At 67.1% G+C, this 19,471-nt stretch carries 18 protein-coding genes; 10 read left to right on the top strand and 8 right to left on the bottom strand.

All coding sequences use genetic code 11. The annotated features are described in order from the left end of the window. Nucleotides 1–186 precede the first annotated feature (186 nt). From DEBA_RS18280 to ybaK, 4 genes are all read left to right on the top strand, one after another. Nucleotides 187–360, top strand: a complete 174-nt coding sequence (locus tag DEBA_RS18280; protein WP_013257248.1) for a hypothetical protein — start codon at nucleotides 187–189, stop codon at nucleotides 358–360. A 405-nt stretch (nucleotides 361–765) separates the two neighbouring features. Then, nucleotides 766–1,206, top strand: a complete 441-nt coding sequence (locus DEBA_RS16695; protein ID WP_050762199.1) for an N-acetyltransferase — start codon at nucleotides 766–768, stop codon at nucleotides 1,204–1,206. Between the two features lie 106 nt (nucleotides 1,207–1,312). Beyond that, a complete protein-coding gene (locus DEBA_RS02095; protein ID WP_013257249.1) occupies nucleotides 1,313–2,281 on the top strand; it encodes an NAD-dependent epimerase/dehydratase family protein in 969 nt (322 codons plus the stop codon). 156 nt (nucleotides 2,282–2,437) lie between these two features. Continuing rightward, nucleotides 2,438–2,920 carry a Cys-tRNA(Pro) deacylase gene (ybaK, locus tag DEBA_RS02100; protein ID WP_013257250.1) on the top strand — a complete coding sequence of 161 codons (483 nt, stop codon included), beginning with the start codon at nucleotides 2,438–2,440 and terminating at the stop codon, nucleotides 2,918–2,920. Nucleotides 2,921–2,939: 19 nt separating this feature from the next. Here the strand turns inward: ybaK and DEBA_RS02105 are convergent, their stop codons facing one another. Continuing rightward, nucleotides 2,940–4,637, bottom strand: a complete 1,698-nt coding sequence (locus tag DEBA_RS02105; RefSeq protein ID WP_013257251.1) for an FG-GAP repeat domain-containing protein — start codon at nucleotides 4,635–4,637, stop codon at nucleotides 2,940–2,942. Between the two features lie 236 nt (nucleotides 4,638–4,873). Between DEBA_RS02105 and DEBA_RS02110 the strand changes: the two genes are divergently transcribed. The 3 genes from DEBA_RS02110 (at nucleotide 4,874) to sat (ending at nucleotide 7,205) form a co-directional block, all read left to right on the top strand. Continuing rightward, complete coding sequence (locus tag DEBA_RS02110) at nucleotides 4,874–5,257, top strand: double zinc ribbon domain-containing protein (protein WP_013257252.1); 384 nt, start codon at nucleotides 4,874–4,876, stop codon at nucleotides 5,255–5,257. A 1-nt stretch (nucleotide 5,258) separates the two neighbouring features. Further along, nucleotides 5,259–5,627 (top strand): 6-carboxytetrahydropterin synthase QueD, encoded by a 369-nt coding sequence (gene queD / locus DEBA_RS02115; protein ID WP_013257253.1) that lies wholly within the window; start codon nucleotides 5,259–5,261, stop codon nucleotides 5,625–5,627. A gap of 378 nt (nucleotides 5,628–6,005) precedes the next feature. Next, complete coding sequence (gene sat, locus DEBA_RS02120) at nucleotides 6,006–7,205, top strand: sulfate adenylyltransferase (RefSeq protein WP_043813506.1); 1,200 nt, start codon at nucleotides 6,006–6,008, stop codon at nucleotides 7,203–7,205. A gap of 121 nt (nucleotides 7,206–7,326) precedes the next feature. Here sat and DEBA_RS02125 read toward each other — a convergent pair whose 3' ends face one another. Further along, nucleotides 7,327–8,625 carry a phenylacetate--CoA ligase family protein gene (locus DEBA_RS02125; RefSeq protein ID WP_013257255.1) on the bottom strand — a complete coding sequence of 433 codons (1,299 nt, stop codon included), beginning with the start codon at nucleotides 8,623–8,625 and terminating at the stop codon, nucleotides 7,327–7,329. Between the two features lie 145 nt (nucleotides 8,626–8,770). Continuing rightward, nucleotides 8,771–9,097, bottom strand: a complete 327-nt coding sequence (locus tag DEBA_RS02130) for a hypothetical protein (RefSeq protein WP_013257256.1) — start codon at nucleotides 9,095–9,097, stop codon at nucleotides 8,771–8,773. A gap of 614 nt (nucleotides 9,098–9,711) precedes the next feature. On the opposite strand from DEBA_RS02130, the gene DEBA_RS02135 reads away from it, so the two are divergent. Continuing rightward, on the top strand, nucleotides 9,712–12,393 hold the full coding sequence (locus DEBA_RS02135; protein WP_013257257.1) for a M16 family metallopeptidase: 2,682 nt from the start codon (nucleotides 9,712–9,714) through the stop codon (nucleotides 12,391–12,393). A 121-nt stretch (nucleotides 12,394–12,514) separates the two neighbouring features. Then, nucleotides 12,515–13,210, top strand: coding sequence for an MBL fold metallo-hydrolase (locus DEBA_RS02140; RefSeq protein ID WP_050762201.1), 696 nt, complete (start codon nucleotides 12,515–12,517; stop codon nucleotides 13,208–13,210). Between the two features lie 64 nt (nucleotides 13,211–13,274). Here the strand turns inward: DEBA_RS02140 and DEBA_RS02145 are convergent, their stop codons facing one another. Next, nucleotides 13,275–13,964: a YIP1 family protein gene (locus DEBA_RS02145; RefSeq protein ID WP_013257259.1), complete on the bottom strand. Its 690-nt coding sequence runs from the start codon at nucleotides 13,962–13,964 to the stop codon at nucleotides 13,275–13,277. A 74-nt stretch (nucleotides 13,965–14,038) separates the two neighbouring features. Then, nucleotides 14,039–14,764: a GNAT family N-acetyltransferase gene (locus DEBA_RS02150; protein WP_013257260.1), complete on the bottom strand. Its 726-nt coding sequence runs from the start codon at nucleotides 14,762–14,764 to the stop codon at nucleotides 14,039–14,041. Nucleotides 14,765–15,071: 307 nt separating this feature from the next. Here DEBA_RS02150 and DEBA_RS02155 point away from each other — a divergent pair, with 307 nt between their 5' ends. Continuing rightward, nucleotides 15,072–16,757, top strand: a complete 1,686-nt coding sequence (locus tag DEBA_RS02155) for a DEAD/DEAH box helicase (protein WP_043813519.1) — start codon at nucleotides 15,072–15,074, stop codon at nucleotides 16,755–16,757. Nucleotides 16,758–16,954: 197 nt separating this feature from the next. Here DEBA_RS02155 and DEBA_RS18285 read toward each other — a convergent pair whose 3' ends face one another. The 3 genes from DEBA_RS18285 to DEBA_RS02170 form a co-directional block, all read right to left on the bottom strand. Next, nucleotides 16,955–17,152 carry a hypothetical protein gene (locus DEBA_RS18285; RefSeq protein WP_013257262.1) on the bottom strand — a complete coding sequence of 66 codons (198 nt, stop codon included), beginning with the start codon at nucleotides 17,150–17,152 and terminating at the stop codon, nucleotides 16,955–16,957. A 136-nt stretch (nucleotides 17,153–17,288) separates the two neighbouring features. Beyond that, nucleotides 17,289–18,167, bottom strand: coding sequence for a beta/alpha barrel domain-containing protein (locus DEBA_RS02165; RefSeq protein WP_013257263.1), 879 nt, complete (start codon nucleotides 18,165–18,167; stop codon nucleotides 17,289–17,291). A 16-nt stretch (nucleotides 18,168–18,183) separates the two neighbouring features. Next, complete coding sequence (locus tag DEBA_RS02170; protein WP_013257264.1) at nucleotides 18,184–19,470, bottom strand: radical SAM protein; 1,287 nt, start codon at nucleotides 19,468–19,470, stop codon at nucleotides 18,184–18,186. Nucleotide 19,471 lies beyond the last annotated feature (1 nt).

Below are 19,471 nucleotides of genomic sequence, written 5' to 3' on the forward strand. Positions count from 1 at the left end.
CGTCGCGCCGCGCCCGGATGAAACGCCGCGCGGCGTGACGTCGCTGGCGCGCGGCCGACAAATCGGTCAAACTGACGCTTCGCGGCCTCGGCGCGCGGCCTCCGTCGACAAAAGGCTTGACAGGGCGTGCGCGGCGGTTAAATTATCAGGTTCAAATGAGTGTCAATTTATAATGAGGAGAACGTAATGGCCTTGCCGGTTCGCCCAACTCCCAGGCTGGGCAAGGAGGCGTCTCGCGATTTTTGCGCCCGCGTCGATCGCGATTTGCAGATCAAGGCCGCGCCGCCACCCACGCCCGATATCGATAAAGTGATAGCGCGGATTGTCGCTGATGCTAACGATAGCAAGAAACAGGGTTGACACCGATAAATTCACCCTCGCCCGATTGGATGCTCCAAACCAATTTTCGTGCGCCGCTCATTTCGATTGCGGAAACCAAGACCTGAACGAATTTTTCCGCGACGACGCCTCGCTTCACAAAGCACAACTTCTGGCCGAGACATATTATTGCCAGCCGCGCCAGTTGGCGGACGCGGGAGATTTTTTCCCCGTGGCGTTCATAAGCTTCGAGGCCGCTGCACGGTGAAACATAACAAATGTTGTAAAAACAGATAATAACCTGTGAAACATGAATTCCACCGTGCGGCGGCTGAAGCGCGCCATGGACGGCGCGCCAAATCGCGAGCCTGATTAGGCGAGCGATTTGTGAGGCTTGGCAAAACCGCGCTTTTGCCAAGCCGATGCTGCACGGGGCAGGACGCCCCCGTGCAGCACTCTCGCTTCATGAACGATAGCATACACATAGCCAGAGATGAACGCAGGGACGACAAGCGAAGCCTTTGGAAACATATCAAGTCGAACATCCCCCATCCCAAGCGGGATTACACGTCGTTTCCGGCCGTCAAAATAGGCCGCCTGGGTGTTGCGTCCGCCTACGCCGGATCGGGCATCGGCACGTATTTGCTGACCATGACCAAAGACCTGTTTGTCACCGACAACAGGACTGGATGCAGGTTCATCACCGTCGACGCCTACAACAAGCCCGGGGTAATCGCTTTTTATTTAAAGAACAGCTTCGCGTTTCTGTGGGGCAAAGACAGCGAGGAACGCACCAGGATCATGTATTTCGACCTGTTGCGCCACAGAGCCGACGACGCCCAGGCGGCGATTCGCCCCGTCCTTGACCACCCCCCGCCGCTGGGGTAAAGTATGCCACTCTAGGGATGGAATGCAGTGGCGTCCCGGCGGCCCGGCCATGGCGGCCCGGCCGGACCTTCCCATCGGCGGCTCGACGAGCCCGAGGAGATTGAAGATGAAACGCATCCTGGTGACCGGCGGGGCCGGCTCCATCGGCTCTTTTGTCTGCGAGTACCTCATCGATCGCGGTCACGAGGTCATCGCCCTGGACAACGGCTCCTCGCGCAAGGTCGAACACCTCTTCGAGACCGGCCGCTTCAAGTTTGTCCAAGACTCCATCATGAACAAGGACGTGCTGGAGCGCCAGGTTCAGCGTAGCGACATCGTCATCCACCTGGCGGCCATCGCCGACCCCAAGCGCTACGTCACCGAGCCGCTCAACGTGCTCAACATCAACGTCAAGGGCTCCATCCAGCTCTTGGAGCTGTGCGCGGCCAAGGGGGCCAAGGTCATCTTCGCCTCCACCAGCGAGGTGCCCGGCCGCAACACCCAGGTGCCCTTCAACGAAGAAGCCGACCGCGTCCTGGGCCCGCCCAGCATCAACCGCTGGTGCTACTCCACCGGCAAGGCGCTCATCGAGCATTTTCTCTACGCCTATCGCCAGCAGGAGAACCTGCCGTTTGTGATCATGCGCTTTTTCAACGTCTATGGCCCCCGTTGCGACGACTTGGGCCAGGGCCGGGTCATCCCCATTTTCATGGAAAAGCTCTTGGGCGGCCAGCCGCTGACCATCCACGGCGACGGCAAGCAGACCCGTTGCTTCACCTTCATCGAGGACGCCTGCCAGGCCGTGGTGGAGCTGGCCCTCAACCCGGCCGCCGAAGGCCTGTGTTTCAACGTGGGCAACGACCGCGAGACCTCGATCCTCGAACTGGCCCAGACGCTGATCAAGGTCGGCCAGTTCGAGAGCGACATCGTCTTCAAGCCCCACGTGGAAGTCTTTGGCAAGTCCTACGAGGACATCCCCCGGCGCATCCCCGACGTCAGACGCATCAAGAGCGTCATCAACTGGGAGGCCAGCACCTCGCTGGAGGACGGCCTGCGCAAGACCATCGACTTCTACCGCGATTGGGCCAAGCAGTAACGCCCGGCCCTCGCCGCCAGGCGGGCCTCCCCGGCGCGGGGCGGCCCGCTTGTTTTTTTGCGGGCGGCGTTGGGCTATAATGGTGCATCGAGGCCATGGCGCGGAGGCGGGATGCCCCGCGCAACGGCCTCGGACCACGACGCGGGAGGCCTCGACATGGCCAAGCAAAGCATCCCCGCCACCCAGGCCGTGCGCGCCCTGCGCCAGGCCGGCGTGGCCTTCGAGCTGCATTCGTATCGTTACGAGGAAAAGGGCGGCACGGCCGTGGCCGCCCGCGAGCTGGGCTGGGACGAGCACGCCGTGATCAAGACGCTGGTCTTTGTCGACGACCAGCGCCGGCCGCTGATCGTGCTGATGCACGGCGACCGCCAGGTTTCGGCCAAAAACCTGGCCCGGGCCATCGGGGCCAAGGCCGTCAGCCCGGCCGACCCGGCCCTGGCCAACCGCCTGACCGGCTACCAGGTCGGCGGCATATCACCCTTCGGGCAGAAGGCCGTTCTGCCGGTCTACGTCGAAAAGACCATCCTCGATCTGCCGCGCATCCTGATCAACGCCGGCCGGCGCGGCCTGCTGGCCGAGGTCGACCCGGCGGTCATCGGCCAAATGTTGACGGCCGCCCCGGTGGAGGCGGCCGTCTGAGTTTGGCGCGCGTCGGGCCTCAGTCGCCTTCGCCGGAGGCGCGTTCGGCCTTGGGCTTGATGGTGTAGGCCACCACGTAGCTGAAGCCCTTTTCGATCAAGCCGCCCAAGTCCTTGACATTGTAGGCCAGGATCAGGGCCGGCTGGCCGCTGTTGGCCACGTCGGCGATGGCGTAGTCGGAGACGTAGCCCGAGATGCGCGGCGTGCGCCAGTTTTCGACCATGGACATGCCGTTCCACGACAGCGAATAGAGCTGGCCGCGGTTGAACATGCGCATGCGGCCCAGCAACATGCCCGTGGGGTCGGAGTTGCGCACGACCACGGCCTCGGGCTTGTTGTCGCCGTCCAGGTCGGCCTCGAGGATGCGGGTGTGGAAGTACCACACGTCGTCCTCGCCGCTGCCGCCCGATATCTCTTTGTAGTAGGTGAATTGCGACGAGGCGTTGTATTGCTCGTCGCTCATCCAGAGCTGCTCGCCGCTGCGGTTGTAGACCCGCAGGTGGTAGGTGTTGTCGCTGATCATGCTCATGGGCCGGCCGCCGGAGCCGCTGAGGTCGGCCAGCAGGAAGTTGTAGATGGTGGTCATGTCGGGCAGGTTGGTCACCTCATCGTCGGAGACCAGGTCGCCGTCTTGCCATTTCATCTTGTAGATCGGCCCGTAGAACGGCGCGTTGGGCGCGGTTTTCTGGCCAAAGACCATCACGCCCTGGCCCCAGGGGTTTTTCTGCATGCGCAGGTGATAGGGCACGCCCTTGGCCAGATAGGTGAAGGCGCCTTTTTCGTAGGACAGGACAAAGCTCGACATCGAGTTGCCGTTGCGACACGAGACGTAGATCTCGGGCCGGCCGTCGCCGTTGAAGTCGCCGGCGTCGACGTATTGATATGTGCCGATGGGGCCGTTGTTGAGTTCGGAGATGAGTTGGAAGTATTCGCCGCCCAGGCGATAGATGCGTAGCGACTTGGGCAGCAGCGCGATCAGTTCGATCTGGCCGTCCATGTCCACGTCGGCGGCGCTCACCGCGTTGACCACGCCGTTGATGCGCGGGCTGCGCCAGAAGCGGTCGGACTGCACGCCGTAGAGCTGCTTCATGAACAGGGGGTTGAGCGGGCTCATGTGCGAGTCGTCCTCGCCCTCGTCGCGGGCCGCGGTCAACCGGCCGGTGGAGCCGCCCACGCCGCCCTGCTTGCCGGATTCGGCGCGCTTGGCCGCCTCGACGGCGTCGGGCCGGCGGAAGATCTCGGCGTTGATGCGCTGGGCGAAGAGGTTGATCTGGGGGATGACCTCGTCTTCCTTGGGCGCTTGGACAAAGGCGGTCAGGGCCGGGGCGCCCTGGCCCACGCGGACCACCCGCGCGTCGATGCTCAGGGCCTGGCCCAGCATGGTCACCGCGCCGAAGACCACCACCTGGGCGTGGACTTTTTCGCCCACCGCGCGGGCGGCCTGGTCGTTGTAGGGCTGTTTGAGGCCGGCCAGGTGGGGCGCGACCATGTCGGGCTCGACGACCTGAACCCGGCCCTCCCAGGCCAGGCGCGAGGCCAGCATGTCGCGGATGCCCTTGGTCAGATAGCTGATGTCCTTGGGGGCGTTGGCCGTGAAAGGCAAGATGACCACGCGGCTGACCTCGGCCCTGACCGCGCCGGCGGTCAACAGGGCGCTCAGGATGGTCATTGCCGCGACAAGCCGCCACACGGGGCGGCCGCCGGCTGATGCTGCCATGAAGTTCTTCTCCTGCCCGGCCCAAAGGCGTGGCGCGGGCCGATTTGGCGTTTTGGCAAGCGCCATGGTGGCGCACCAAAATAGCTAACACGCGCCGGAAACGCCTGTCAAGGCCGCCCTTGGCCATGGTCTGGGTTGACATATCGGTCGGCCGGCCGCACAATTTGGCCATATTATCATGGAAAATCCGGCCCCGGCGCCAGCGGGGCCCATCGCCGCCAAAGGGAGAAGCCAGGATGGAGTGCCCCCACTGCCAAAAGGAACTGCCCGCGGTCGAGTGCCCCGCTTGCGGGCAAAAAACGCTGACAGGCGCCAACTTTTGCCATGATTGCGGCCACTTGCTGCCGCCAGCCGCCGGTGAGGGCCGCAAGCTGCTGACCTGCTCCACCTGTGGTCAACACCTGCTGCCCGAGGCCGGCTATTGCCACGTCTGTGGCCAGCCCGCCCACGATCACGCCCACGATCACGGCGAGGATGGCGAGGGCCAGGGCCTCGATTTCAGCAAGCGCGTGGCCTGCAGCGACGGGGCCTGCATCGGCATTATCGGCCCCGACGGCAAATGCACCGAATGCGGCAAGCCCTTCGACGCGGCCGCCGCGCCCCAGCCCGAGGAGAACTGATTTGTTCGAACTGATGGTCACCGGCCGTTTCGCCGCGGCCCACTCCCTGCGCAACTTCAACGGCCGCTGCGAGGCCCTGCATGGGCACAACTGGAAGGTGGAGGTGGTGGTCTACGGCGACAAGCTCGACAAGGCCGACCTGCTGATGGACTTCGGCGAGCTGAAAAAATTGATGAACCAGGCCCTGGACAATCTGGACCACCGCCACCTCAACGAAGTCCCGCCCTTTGACAGACTCAACCCCTCCTCGGAGCAGATCGCCAGGCACATCGCCCAACAGGTGGCCCTGGGCCTGCCCGAGCACGTGCGGGTGCGGCGCGTCTCGGCCTGGGAGTCCGACGATTCGCGGGCCAGCTACCTGCCCGACTGAGGCTGGCCACGGCCTTTTTGCTTGACAAGGCAGTGGCCGCCTTTTAATGTAGCGGGAACTAGTGGTGAAGTCCGTCGATTAGTGGTTTTTGAGCCGAAAGGCGAGCGTGGCGTGTAAGTTGCGCGCCTGGAAGCATGGCCGGAGGTGGCCGCCCCGGCGGGGAGACGCTGACGTTCTCCCCTGTTTTTGGCCAGCCGTTGTTACGTTTTGCACAAAAAGAATGCCCCGCTTGCCGGCAGCGACCCGGCGAGGTCGTCGTTCATTCTTTTTGCGACATTTGGAGTAAGGACCACAACCGCCGATTTCCGCGGCGGGCGCCTCCCCGCAAGTTTCGGAGGCGCGCCACCTAACAAACCTTGGGAGGATTTTGACATGGCATTGATTAAGCCCCTTGGTGGCGGCGAGCTCAAGCCCCTGTACGTAATGGATGACGCCAAACGCGCCGCGCTGGTCAAAGAGGCCGAGGGCCTGCCCTCGGTGGTGGTCAGCTCCGCCGCGGCCGGTAACGCCGTCATGCTGGGCGGCGGCTACTTCACCCCGCTCACCGGCTACATGAACGTGGCCGACACCATGGGCGTGGCCGAGAATCTGCGCATGACCAACGGCCAGTTCTGGCCGACCCCGGTCGTCAACATGCTCAGCGACGTTTCGGCTATCAAGGGCGCCAAACGCATCGCCCTCAAAGACCCCAACGTGGCCGGTAACCCCGTCATCGCCATCCAGGATGTCGAGGCCATCGAAGAGTTCACCGACGAGCAGATGAAGACCATCACCCAGAAGGTCTACCGCACCCAGGATATGGAACATCCCGGCGTGGCGGCGTTCAACAGCGTGGGCAAGTTCGTGGTCAGCGGCCCGATCCAGGTGCTCAACTACTCCTACTTCCGCACCGAGTTCCCCGAGACCTTCCGCACCGCCTACGAAATTCGCAAGGAAATGGAAGACCTGGGCTGGTCCAAGGTCGTGGCCTTCCAGACCCGCAACCCCATGCACCGCGCTCACGAAGAGCTCTGCCGCATGGCCTACGAGCAGCTGGGCGCCGACGGCGTGCTGATCCACATGCTGCTGGGCAAGCTGAAAAAGGGCGACATCCCCGCCGACGTGCGCGACGCCTGCATCCGCAAGATGGTCGAGCTCTACTTCCCGCCCAACACCGTGCTGGTCACCGGCTACGGCTTCGACATGCTCTACGCCGGCCCGCGTGAGGCCGTCCTGCATGCCGCCTTCCGCCAGAACACCGGCTGCACCCACTTGATCGTCGGCCGCGACCACGCCGGCGTGGGCGACTACTACGGCGGCTTCGACGCCCAGACCATCTTCGACGACGAAGTGCCCGCCGGCGCCCTCGACATCGAGATCTACCGCGCCGACCACACCGCCTACAGCAAGGTGCTGGGCAAAGTCATCATGATGAAGGACGCCCCCGAGGGCCACAAGAAAGAGGACTTCGTCCTGCTTTCGGGCACCAAGGTCCGCGAGATGCTGGGCCGCGGCGAGGCTCCGCCGCCCGAGTTCTCCCGCCCCGAAGTGGCCAAGATCCTCATGGACTACTACATGGCCCAAGACGCCAAGAAGTAGGCCCCCGGCCGCTTGCAAAGCTTCGGCCCGCTCCCGAAAGGGGGCGGGCCGTCTTGTTTGGCGGGCCGTTTTATCGGGCGCGGCGCGGGGGCTGACGGCGCGCCCGCCCCCGCGCCGGCGGCTAGTGTTTGCGGCGGTCGTCGACGCGCACGGCCTTGCCGACCACGGCGGGGATGCTCTCGGGCGGCAGCAGCTCGACCCTGGTGCTGACCAAAAGCTCGTCGCGCAGGGCCCGGCCCAGGCGTTGGGAGAGCTTGGCCATGGTCTCGCTGTCCATGGTGCGATAGCGCTCGGCGATCTCCACGCGCACGGTCATGTAGTCCACCGGGCCGTCGTTGGTCAGGACGATGACGTAGTCGTTGCCCACTTCCTTGAAGCCCATCAAGGTGGCCTCGACCTGCATGGGGTAGACGTTGACGCCCTTGATGATGAACATGTCGTCGGTGCGGCCGGCGATGCGGCTGATGCGGCGGTGGGTGCGGCCGCAGGCGCAGGGGCCGGGCAGCACCGTGCAGAGGTCGCGGGTGCGGTAGCGGATCAGGGGCATGGCCTGGCGGCAAAGGGTGGTCAGGACCAGCTCGCCCTGTTGGCCGTCGGCCACGGGCTCGAGGGTCTCGGGGTTGATCACCTCGAGGATGTAGTTGTCCTCCCACAGGTGCATGCCGTTTTTGTGGGGGCACTCGAAGGCCACGCCGGGGCCGTTGACCTCGGAGAGGCCATAGCTGTTACAGGCGAAAGCGCCGTAGGAATGTTCGATGCGCTGGCGGGCCTCCTCGGTGTAAGGCTCGGCCCCGACGATCAGCAGGCGCAGGCCCAGATCGCGGGGGTCCAGCTTCATCTCGCGCAGCGAATCCAAAAGCTTCAGCGCGTAGGAGGGGATCACGTGCACGGCGCTGACGGCGAACTGGCGGATCAGGCTGAGCTGGCGGCTGGTGTTGCCCACGCCCGAGGGGATGACCATGGCCCCCAGGCGCTCGGCGCCGTAGTGCAGGCCCAGGCCGCCGGTGAACAGGCCGTAGCCGATCATGTTCTGGAAGATGTCGTCGGCGCGCATGCCGGCCATGTAGAGGCAGCGGGCGACCAGGTCGGTCCAGTTGTCCAAGTCGCTCTGGGTGTGATAGACGGCGGTGGGCACGCCGGTGGTGCCACTGCTGACGTGGACGCGCACGACATCGCGCCGGGGCGTGGCCAGGTGGCCGTAGGGAAAGCCGGCGCGCAGGTCTTTTTTCTCGGTGAAGGGCAGGCCGGCAAGCTCTTCCAGGGACTTGAGCTGAACTGGCCGGCCGGCCGAATCGGTCAGCTTATCTTTGTAAAACGGCGCGTTGGCCGCCTGGAGCAGGGTTTTGTTCAGGCGTTGGAGCTGGAGCTGCTCCAGCTTGCCGCGCTCGAGGGTTTCGATCTCTTGATTCCAGAACATCATCGGCAATCCCAGCCGGCCGCGAGCCGCCGGCCGGAGTCGTGTGTGGTTCATGCTTGGGGGGGCGCCCCGCCGCCGGCCTTGGCCGCGCGGAAGTGACCTGAAATAATATCGCCTGCCACCGGCAAAGGCAAGCCAATGATGGGGCTTAGCGGATCAGGGCGTAGGCGTAGTAGGTCGAGGCGTGGGGGCCCATCAGGCCCATCTGTTCGTCGTCGACAAAGAGCTTGGCGTCGTAGGCCCGCAACAGCTCGCCCATCTGGCGGGCCTTGGCGAAGGAGCGCGTGACGTAGAGCAGCTTCATCACCGACCAGCGGCCGTCGCCGCCCTGCTGGAGAAAAGTGGCCTCGGGGCTGGCGGTCAGGCCGACGCGGATGTTGCGCGTGGAAAAATTCAGTTGGCCGATGCGCGCGGTCAGCCGCGCAATGACCATCTTCGGATCGCCGATGGCGATTTCGGAGTAATCCAATGACACCGGCCCCTCCAATGTGGGTCGCCCCTGATTTGAGAGTGCCGCGCGGGGGGCGTCCTGCCCCGTGCAGCATCGGCTTGGCAAAAGCGCGGTTTTGCCAAGCCTCGCAAATCGCACGCCTAATCAGGCTGGCGATTTGGCGCGCCGTCCATGGCGCGCTTCGGCCGCCGCACGGTAGAATTCATGTTTCACCGTGCAGTGGCCTCGATTTGATTTTGCCAAAAAACGCCGTGCAATGACAGCGGCCGCGTAAAAAAGTGCCAACGTGGTCCGGCGGCTGCATAAAAAATATGCGTTTGCGCGGCCCCCGCCGGAAAGGCCGCGCGGGCCTGATGCTCAACATCATGGAATAGCACGGTTTTTAGGCATGTGGCCAATTTGGCACGGCCCCTGCAATATCATGGGCCAGACAGCGGACCTACCGCTTCCTCTTCCCAACTCTCCACCCTAAGCCCCGGAAGTAAGCGCCCAATGCTTCCGGGGCATTCCTTTTTGGGCCGGTGACTTGGGGTTTGAGCGGCGGCGCGAGTCTGCTATCCTGGGCCCAGAGCCGCGCCGGGTTCAAATTTTCATACCGGCCGCCCAAACGCTTCTCGATCACGGAGTATACTGCCTTGATGCGCAAAAAATCGTGGTTGGCGCTGCCCGCGCTTTTGGCCTTGTGGCTGGCCCTCGCGCCGGCGGCCCAGGCCAACGAGCCCATTCGCCACAAACTGCCCAACGGCGTCACCGTCATCACCAAGCAAAACCACGAAGCGCCGGTGGTGGCCATTCAGGTGCTGGTGCGGGCCGGTTCGGCCTTTGAAAACGAGCGTGAGCGGGGCATCACCCACCTCATCGAGCACATGATCTTCAAGGGCACGCCCACCCGCCCGGCCGGCCAGATGGCCCGCCAGATCGAGGCCCTGGGCGGCCAGATCAACGCCTACACCTCGCTGGACCACACCAAGTACTATGTCGAGACGGCCAGCCAGAACGCGGCTCAGGCCCTGGATATTTTGGCCGACGCCGTGGTCAACGCCCAGTTCGACCCCGCCGAGCTGGCCCGCGAAAAAGAAGTGGTCGTCGAGGAAATCCGCATGAATCAGGACGACCCCGACCGGCGGCGTTTCCAGGCTCTGATGACCGCGGCCTTTGGCGACCACCCCTACGGTCGGCCGGTGATCGGCACCGAGGCCTCGGTGCGGGCCATCAGCCGCCAGGACATCCTGGATTATCGCGCCAAGTGGTATCGCGGGCCGGGCATGGTGGTGGTGGCGGTGGGCGATTTCCAGACCGAGCAGCTCTTGCCGCGCATCGAAAAGGCCTTTGCCGCCGTGCCGGCCCAGGCCCAGCCCGAGTTTAGCCTGCCGCCGGCCAACGTCACGCCCGGCCCGCGCCTGGTCGTCCTGCGCGAAGACGTGCGCCAGGCCGCCGTGGAGGCCGCCTGGCTGATCCCCGGCCTGCCCTCCGAGCAGGTCTTCGCCCTGGACATGGCCGCGACCATCTTGGGCGAGGGCAAGACCAGCCGGCTTTACAAGGAGCTCAAGCACGCCGAGGGCCTGGTCGACGCCGTGTCGTGCTCGGCCTATACGCCCGTGGCCCTGGGGCTTTTCGATATTGACGCCAGCCTGGCCCCCAAGCTGGCCGACAAGGCCTGGCCCCGCGCCCTGCAACTGGCCGGCGGGTTGATGGCCAGGCCGCCCCAGGTCGACGAACTGGCCCGGGCCAAGGTCAACCTGGCCGCGGCCTTCGTGCGCATGCGCCAGACCATGGCCGGCCAGGCCGGCACGCTGGGCTATTTCGAGATGATGCGTGGCGGCTTCGAACACGTGCAGGACTACATCGACCAGTTCGCCGCCGTCGACGCCGACCGGGTGGCCGAGGTGGCCCGCGAGCACCTGCGCCCGGAAAACCTCACCCTGGTGCTCCAGTTGCCCGAAGGCGCGCCGGCCCCCGATCAAGCCGCCCTGGCCAAGCTGGCCCAGGAGGCCTACGCCCAGGCCCTGGCCGCCGCGTCCGCGCAGGGCCCCACCGCCGCCCCGCCGGCCGCCCAGCCCGTGGCCGGCCCGCGGCCAGCCAACGCCAGCGACGGCCAGGCGCGCAAGGAAACGTTGCCGAACGGCCTGACGGTCATTGTCAAGCCGGCCCATGAGCTGCCCCTGGTCGAGATGGTCCTGGCCGCGCCGGGTGGCCAGGCCGCCGAGACGCCCCAGGACGCCGGCTCGCGCCAATTGTGGGCCAGTTGCCTGACCCGTGGCGCGGCCGGCCGCTCGTTCCAGGAACTCAGCGCCATCCTGGAAGGCATGGCCGCCGGCATGGGCGGCTTTTCCGGCAAAAGCAGCGGTGGGCTGACCGCCAGCTTCCTGGCCCAGGACTGGCGGCGCGGCCTGGAGCTGCTGGCCGAGGTCTGGCTGCGGCCCGACTTCCCCGCCGCCGAGGTCGCCCGGGCCAAGGCCGAACAGGCCGCGGCCCTGCGCGCCCAGATGGACGAGCCCGTGGCCCGGGCCTTCAACGCCTTCCGGCCCCTGCTTTACGGCGATCACCCCTACGCCATGAACCCCCTGGGTTCGGCCGAGTCGTTGGCCCGGCTGGATCGTCAGGCCCTCGTGGCCGTGCACCAGGCCATGCGCGGCCCCGGCGGCGTGGTGCTGACCATCGTCGGCGACGTGGACCCTGGTCAAACCATGGCCGCGGTCAGGGAGCTTTTCGGCGCGGCCCAGGGCCAGGCCCGGACGCCGGCCCCGCCCGCCGCCCCGGCCCTGACCAAGGCCAGAACCCGGCATATCGCCGACCCCCAGGCCAAGCAGACCCAGATCATCATCGGTTACATCGCCCCTGACGCCACCGACCCCCGGCGGCCGGCCATGGAGCTTCTGGAGGCCATCCTGGGCGGCCAGGGCGGCCGGCTGTTCGGCGACCTGCGCGACAAGCGCTCGCTGGCCTACAGCGTCCAGCCATTCTATGGCCAGGCCAAGCAACTGGGCGTGTTCGGCTTTTACATGGGCGTGGGGCCGGGCAAGGCCAAGGCGGCCATCGCCGGCCTGAACGAACACATCGCCCGCTTGGCCGCCACCCCGCCCAAGGCCGAGGAGATGAACCGGGCCAAGGCTTTTCTGTTGGGCGGCTGGGCCATCGGCCTGCAAACCTATCAGGCCCAGGCCATGACCATGACCGCCGACGAACTGCTGGGCCTGGGTTATCGGGATTACCTGCGCACCCCGGAGCGCGTCCAGGCCCTCGCCCCGGGCGACATCCTGCGGGCGGCCAAGGATGTCTTCGCGCCCCAGCGTCAGGCCTTGCTGACTCTGGGCCTCTAGCCGCCAAACGGCCGACGAGCCGCGCCCGCGCCGCGAAAAAAGCGGCGCGGGTTTTTTTGTGGCTGGCGGGCCTTGGCGTGCTAACATCTTATAGAGGGCTTGCAGCGTTGGCGGAAAAGGCATGTTCGGCATCAAGGCTCGACAGATTTGCCCAGGCGTGTTCATGGTCGGTGGCCCCGAGTTCAGCGACCCGCGGGATTGCTTATGCTATCTGGCGGTGGGCGAAAAGTCCCGGGTGCTCATCGACTGCGGCTGCGGCCCCAGCGCCGGGCGCATCGTCTCCCTGGCCCAGCGGGCGGCCGGCGCGCCGCCCAGCCATCTTTTGCTGACCCACGCCCACATCGATCACGCCGGCGGCGCGGCCCAGGTCAAGGCCCTGTGCGGCTGCCAGGTGCTGATCCACCGCCTGGAGGCCGACGTGCTGGCCCAGGGCGACGGCGCGCGCAGCGCCGCCGACTGGTACAACATGCACCTGCCGCCGCTGACGGCCGACGTGCTGCTGGAGGGCGGCGAGGAACTGGACCTGGGCGGCGGGATGATTTTGCGCATCGTCCACGCGCCGGGTCACACGCCGGGCTCGGTCTGCGCCTGGCTGGAGAGCGGCGGCCAGCGGGTGCTCTTTGGCCAGGATCTGCACGGGCCATTTTCGCGGGAGTTCGGCTCGGACCTGGGGCAATACGCCGCCAGCATGGATGCGCTGTTGGAACTGCGGGCCGATATCCTCTGCGAGGGACATTACGGCGTCTTCGGCCCGGCCCAGTCGGCGGCGGCGTTCATGCGCCAGCAGTTGGCCGCCAACCTCCCCCGCCGGCGCTAGTCACGCCGGTCAAGTCGTCACGCTCGCAACTCGCCGGCGCTGGCCGTGCGAGGCAAGGCGGCCCTCAGGCCCCGCCGACCCCGAAAATGCCGAACATGAACAGGATCATGGCCAACGCCGCGGCGACCTGGGCGGCCATGGCCGTGACCTTGCCGCAGTGGTGGGCCGCGTCCAGGGCCACGCCGCCCACGTAGAGGCTCCAGACCAGCGAGCAGGCCAGCCCGCCCATGACCACGCCGACCAACGAGTCGCCGCTTTCGGCCCCCCAGGCCAGGCGGGCCAGATGCCAGACGATCATCACCGCCAGCACCGAGACCGAAGTCACCGCGGTGTAGGCCAGCGCCCGATAGGAGGCCACGTAGGGCGCCCTGGCCCGGCCCACGGCCCGTAGCGCCAGATGGGCCAGGCCGCTGAGGATCGGCGTGGCCAGCATGGCCGCGCCCACGCCCTGGACCATGCCGTTCATCAGGCCCACGGCGATGATGCTGGGCAGCTCGGCCAGGCCGACGCCAGGGGTCAGGGCCCAGGCCAAGGCCTGGCTGATCAGCTCCAGATGCAGGGCCAGCACGGCCACGAACAGCGCCGGCCGCAGCGGCCCGCCGGCCGCCGGCAACGAAAAAGTGCGCGAGGGATAGCGGGCTATCCACCAGAACGTGGGGTAAAAGCCGGCCAGCCAACGTTGGGGCGCTTCCCAGGGCAGGGCTGGCTGAGGCGGTGGCTGGGATGATGGCTGGGGCTGCTCGAAGTCGTTCACGCCTTGGTCCATGACTGTGGTTTGCGTCGGACCAAAGCTAGCATATTAGTTCGCCCTGGCAAACTCAAATCGCCTCATGCCCGCTCCAGCACGATGAAGCAGCGCCGCCGGCCGTCGCCGGCCTCCACGCGCAGGCCCACCGCCGCCAGGCCGCCGTCGTTCAGATAGCGCTCGAAAACCGGGCGGGTGTTCATGCGCCAGGCCAGGGCGGCGGCCGGATCACCGGCCTTGAGCGCTTGCAGGTCGGCGGGGATCTCCACCAGCGGCGGCGCGGCGTCGGCCAGGGGCGGCGCGACCGGCGGCGGCGCGTTCAGATCAAAACGGGCGATGAAGCGATCCACGGGCAGGCCCTGGTGCATTTTGGCGGTCTGGGGAAAGTGGTCGCGGTCGTAGGCCACGGCGCGGCCGCCCCAGACATTCAGGTATAAATGGGCGTTGCGCGCCTCCAGCGGCTCGAAGGTGATGTAGACCACCCCCACGCCCATGGCGCGCAAATCGGCCTGGGCCCGCTCGATCAGCCGCCGGCCCAGACCCTGGTCGCGCCAGCCGGGCAACACGCCCAGCATGTGGCCATAGGCCACGCCCGGTTCCAAGCTGCCCAGCATCACGCACAGGCCGACCATGCGCCCTTGGTCGAAGGCCCCCAGGGTCAGGCCCAGGCGGGGCCGCCGCAGGCCCAGGGCGTGCAGGGTGATCGGCGAGACGGCGTTCAGTTCGTCCAGGCCCCAGATTTCTTGTTCCAGGGCGGCGCAGGCGGCGAAATCGTCCTGGCCGGCCAGCGGGCGGATGATCGGCGTCATGGCGGCTCCCGGCATGGGTTGACGCCCATTGAACACCGCGCGCGGCGTCCCGTCAAGGAGTTGGGTCTGGCCCTTTACAATCCGGGCGAAACTGGTATGCTTTGGGCCAGATTCCGCCAGAAGAGCCCAACCAAAGAGGTCTCTCGATCCCACGGTCGCCCAGCCTGACGCCAGGCGGGCGTTTTTCTTGCAATTATGGGCCGAACTTGCGGAAGCGACCGGTCGTTGATCGGTGAACGCCCGCGTGCGCCTCGCTGGAGGCGGACGGGGCATGTTGACTTATTTCGCAGCGCAAGTTAGGAGCACCATGGACGCCCCTGGATTCGACCAGTTGGGTCTGAGCCCCCTTTTGACCGCCGCCGTGACCGAGCAGGGCTTCACCAGCCCCACGCCGATCCAGACGGCGATGATCCCCCTCATGCTGGAAGGCCGCGACGTCATCGGCCAGGCCCAGACCGGCACCGGCAAGACCGCCGCCTTTGGCCTGCCGCTTCTGCACAACATCAGCCCCGGCGTGGGTCAGGCCCAGGCCCTGGTGCTGGCCCCCACCCGCGAGCTGGCCATCCAGGTGGCCGAGGCCTTGCAGGGCTATGGCCGCAAGATGGGCGCGCGGGTGATGGCCGTCTATGGCGGCGCGCCCTATGGCCTGCAAATCAGCCGCCTGCGCAAGGGCGTGGACGTGGTGGTGGGCACGCCCGGCCGCGTGCTGGACCTGATCGGCCAAAAGGCTCTGCGCCTGGACATGGTCGAGACGGTGGTCATCGACGAGGCCGACGAGATGCTCAGCATGGGCTTCATCGCCGACATCCAGGCCATCCTGGAGGCCACGCCGTCCCAGCGCCAGACGGCCTTGTTTTCGGCGACGTTGCCGCCGGCCATTCGCCAAATGTCCCAAAGTTACATGGTCGAGCCCCAGAGCGTCAGCGTCAGCCCGCGCCAGCTCACCGTCGAGGCCGTCGAGCAACGCTATTATCTGCTCGATGAGCGCGACAAGCTGGCCGCCCTCTGCCGTCTGCTGGAGGTCGAACCCGTCGCCAGCGCCCTGATTTTCTGCCGCACCAAGGCCGGCACGGGCCAGTTGGCCGACGAGCTTTCGGCGCGGGGTTTCGCGGCCGAGGCCATCAACGGCGACCTGAGCCAGGAGGCGCGCATCCGCGTGCTGGGCCGCTTCCGCAACAATCAGCTCAAGCTGCTGGTGGCCACCGACGTGGCCGCCCGGGGCCTGGACATCGACGACATCAGCCACGTCATCAACTTCGATCCGCCCCAAGACCCCGAGGTCTACGTCCACCGCATCGGCCGCACCGGCCGGGCCGGGCGCGACGGCGTGGCCATCTCTTTGCTTTCGCCCAAGGACCGCTGGCTGCTGGCGCGCATCGAGGCCTACGCCAAGGCCCGCCTGAGCCATTGCACCCTGCCCACGCCCGAAGAGATCATGGCCCACCGCGAGGGTCGGCTCTTGGAGCGCATGGTCGCCCTGCTCGACGACGGCGGGTTCGCCCGCGAAAAAGGCCTGGCCGCCAAGCTGGAGGCCCAGGGCCACGACCTGGCCGACATCGCCGCCGCCGCCCTCAAGCTGGCCCGCGGCCAAGAAAAAACCAGAACCATCGACCCGGTGGCCGAGTACTCGTTGACCCGTCCGCCCAGGGGCCGCCAACCCTACCCGGCCCGCGATCAGCGCCGTGGCGATTCACGCCGCTTCGATGACCGCCGCCAGGACGACCACCGCCGGGTCGGCGAGACGACCGCCCAGCCCGAGAGCGGCATGGTGCGCCTGTGCCTGGGCATGGGCCGGGCCGATGGCATCAACGCCGGCCATGTGCTGGGCTCGTTGTCCCACCACGCCGAGATTCCCGGCCGCTGCATCGGCAAGATCCGCATCCAGGACACGCGGACGCTGGTGGATGTCTCCGAGCAGGTGGTGGGCCGCGTGCTGGCCAAGGCCGCTGGTTATCGCATCGGACGCACGCCGATCAGCGTCGAACTGGCTTAGGGCGCTCGACGGCGCATCGCCGAAAACAGCGCGGCGGCGGAGAGTTGATCTCCACCGCCGCGCCGTATTTTCTCTGATCATTGTCGGCGTTGGCCGGTCAGCGGCCCTGGCCGCCAGACGAGCGGAGCTATCCCCTCGTCGTCGTGGCGGCTGGCGTCGCCTTGCCGGCGCTAGCGACTTTTTTCGCGCGCCGCTGATTACTCGGCGGGCTTGGCCTCCTCGGCGGGAGCGGCGGGAGCGGCCTCTTGAGCCGGAGCGGCTTCCTGGGCCGGCGCGGCCTGCTCGGTGGTCGCGGCGGGGGCCTGGGCCTCGGGAGCGGTCTGGCCGGAATCGCTGCAACCCACGATCACAAACGCCGCCAGCATCATGGCGGCCAACGCGATCAACTTTTTCATCTCTTGCCTCCTCGGCCCCATGGGCCACCGGTTGAATAGAAGCCGGGTTCCCCCGGCCACGTGCTTAGTCTACACAGTCTAACCACAAAAGCGCCATAGTTGCCAATTAACATTTTGTTACAAGCGGCCCGAGAGTTCAAGAGGCCATTGCCGAATAAACAGGCGGGATATTTTCATCCAACATGGCGCGCAGTCGCCGGCCCAGATTTTCCACGGCGCGCGGGTCGATGGCCGGTGGCGCGCCGGCGGCTTGCAACGCCGCGATGGCCAGTTCGGCCGGCAGGTTGCCCGGCGCGCGACCCGGCAGAAAAGGGCAGCCGCCCAGGCCGCCCAGGGTCACGTCGAAGCGGCCGACCCCGGCCCGCCAGCCGGCCAGCAGATTGGCGCGCAAGGCCTCGGGCCGGCCGTGCAGATGCAGGCCCAGGGCCTCCAGCGGCAAATTTCGGCCCAACTCGGCGATCATCCGCCGCAACTGGTTTGGCCGGGCCAGGCCGGCGGTGTCGGCCAAAAAAAACTCTTGCGCGCCAAGATCGGCCAGCCAGGCAAAGGTCCGCGCGATCAGCTCGCGGGGCGGCGCGGCCAGGCCCGGCCCGCCAAAGGCGCATTGCAGGCCCACCCGCGCCCGCAGGCCGGCCTGGCGGGCCAGGGCGGTCAGTTCGCCCAGGCGGGCCAGACCCCCGGCCACATCCAGGCCCAGGTTGGCCCGGCTGTGGGGCTCGGACAACGAGGCCGAAAGGGCCACCTTGCCCAGACCGCAGGCCAGGGCCCGCTCCAGGCCCTGGCGGTTGAAGACCAGCGCCGAAAGCGTCAACCCCGGCCGCGCGCCGGCGGCCAGGCGGGCCAGGCGTTCGGCGCCGATCATCTGGGGCATCTTGTCGGGCCGGGCCATCGAACCGATCTGCACGCTCTGGAACCCGGCGTCGGCCAGGCCGCGCAGCAGCTCCAGCCGCCGGGCCAGGGGCAGGGCCCGGGGCAGGATCTGCAAGCCGTCGCGCAGGGTTTGGTCCTCCAGCACGAGCGGCCGCCGGACGTTACATGCAGCCCAGGCCATCGCCGCCGCCCCGGCCCTTGCCGCCGCCGGCGCAGCCGCCGCCGCTACGCCGCAGGCGCAGGGCGCTGAGATCCTCGCCGGCGTAGAGCCGCTTCAGGCCCTCCAGGATAAACCCCTGCATCTCGACGGCCGCCAGGCCGCTTTCGGCCAGCACCGTCCGCGGGGTCTGGCCCACGCCGCTGCACAACACCGCCCGGCAATCGGCCAACAACTCGGCCACCTGCCGCCAGCGGGCTTCGCCGCCGCCAGCCGGCGGGGCCTGGCGCGTGTCCAACAACTCGAAGCCATCGGCCGTGGGGCCCCAGATCTGGAAGCGCTCGGCCTGGCCCAGGTGCAGATTGACCAACACGCCCTCGCGGCTGGCCACGGCCACGAAGGGCCGGGCCGCGTCGGCCGGCGGGGCCAGCTTGGCGCACTGGCTCAGGCAGCCGGCCAGGCGCGGCGACTGATCCTGGCCCAGCAGGCCCACCGCGTCGGCCCGACAGCGCGTGCAGTGGCGCATCTGGGGCAGATGAATCTCGCAAACGGCGCGCAGGCGCTCCATCAGCGGCCGGGGCGGCTCGGGGATATGGCCAAAGGCCGTGCCCTGGTTGGGAAACAGCGGCATCAGGTTCATCAGATGGGCCCCCCGCGCCGCGGCCCAGCGCGCGACCCGCTCCACGTGGCCATCGTTGACGCCGGGGATGACGATGGTGTTGATCTTGACCTTGACGCCGGAGTCCTTGAGCAGGGCCAGGCCTTCCTCCTGGCGGGCCAGCAGCAGCTCGGCCCCGGCCAGGCCGCGATAAACCACCTTGCCGTCGCGGACCCAGGCGTAGATGTTCTGGCCGATGGCCGGATCGACGGCGTTGACCGTCAGCGTCAGGTGGCTCAGGCCGGCCTTGATCAGCGTGGCCGCGTGGGCGGGCAGGGCCAGGCCGTTGGTGGCCAGGCACAATAGCAGCTCGGGCCGGGCGCGCTTGATGCGCAGGATGGTCTCCAGGGTGGCCTCGGCGTTGGCCAGGGGGTCGCCGGGGCCGGCGATGCCGGCCACGCTCAGGCGGGGCTCGGCCTGGAGGGCCCGCTCCATGTAGGCCTGGGCCTGGTGGGGCTGGAGCACGGCGCTGCTGACGCCGGGTCGGCTTTCGTTGACGCAGTCATAGCGGCGGTCGCAATAGTTGCACTTGATGTTGCACAACGGGGCCACCGGCAGGTGCGCCCGGCCAAAGGCGCCCTTGGCCGCCTCGTCAAAGCAAGGATGACGGTTGGGCTCAAGCGGTTCGTTCATG

This window comes from Desulfarculus baarsii DSM 2075 (assembly GCF_000143965.1).
Lineage (GTDB): Bacteria > Desulfobacterota > Desulfarculia > Desulfarculales > Desulfarculaceae > Desulfarculus > Desulfarculus baarsii.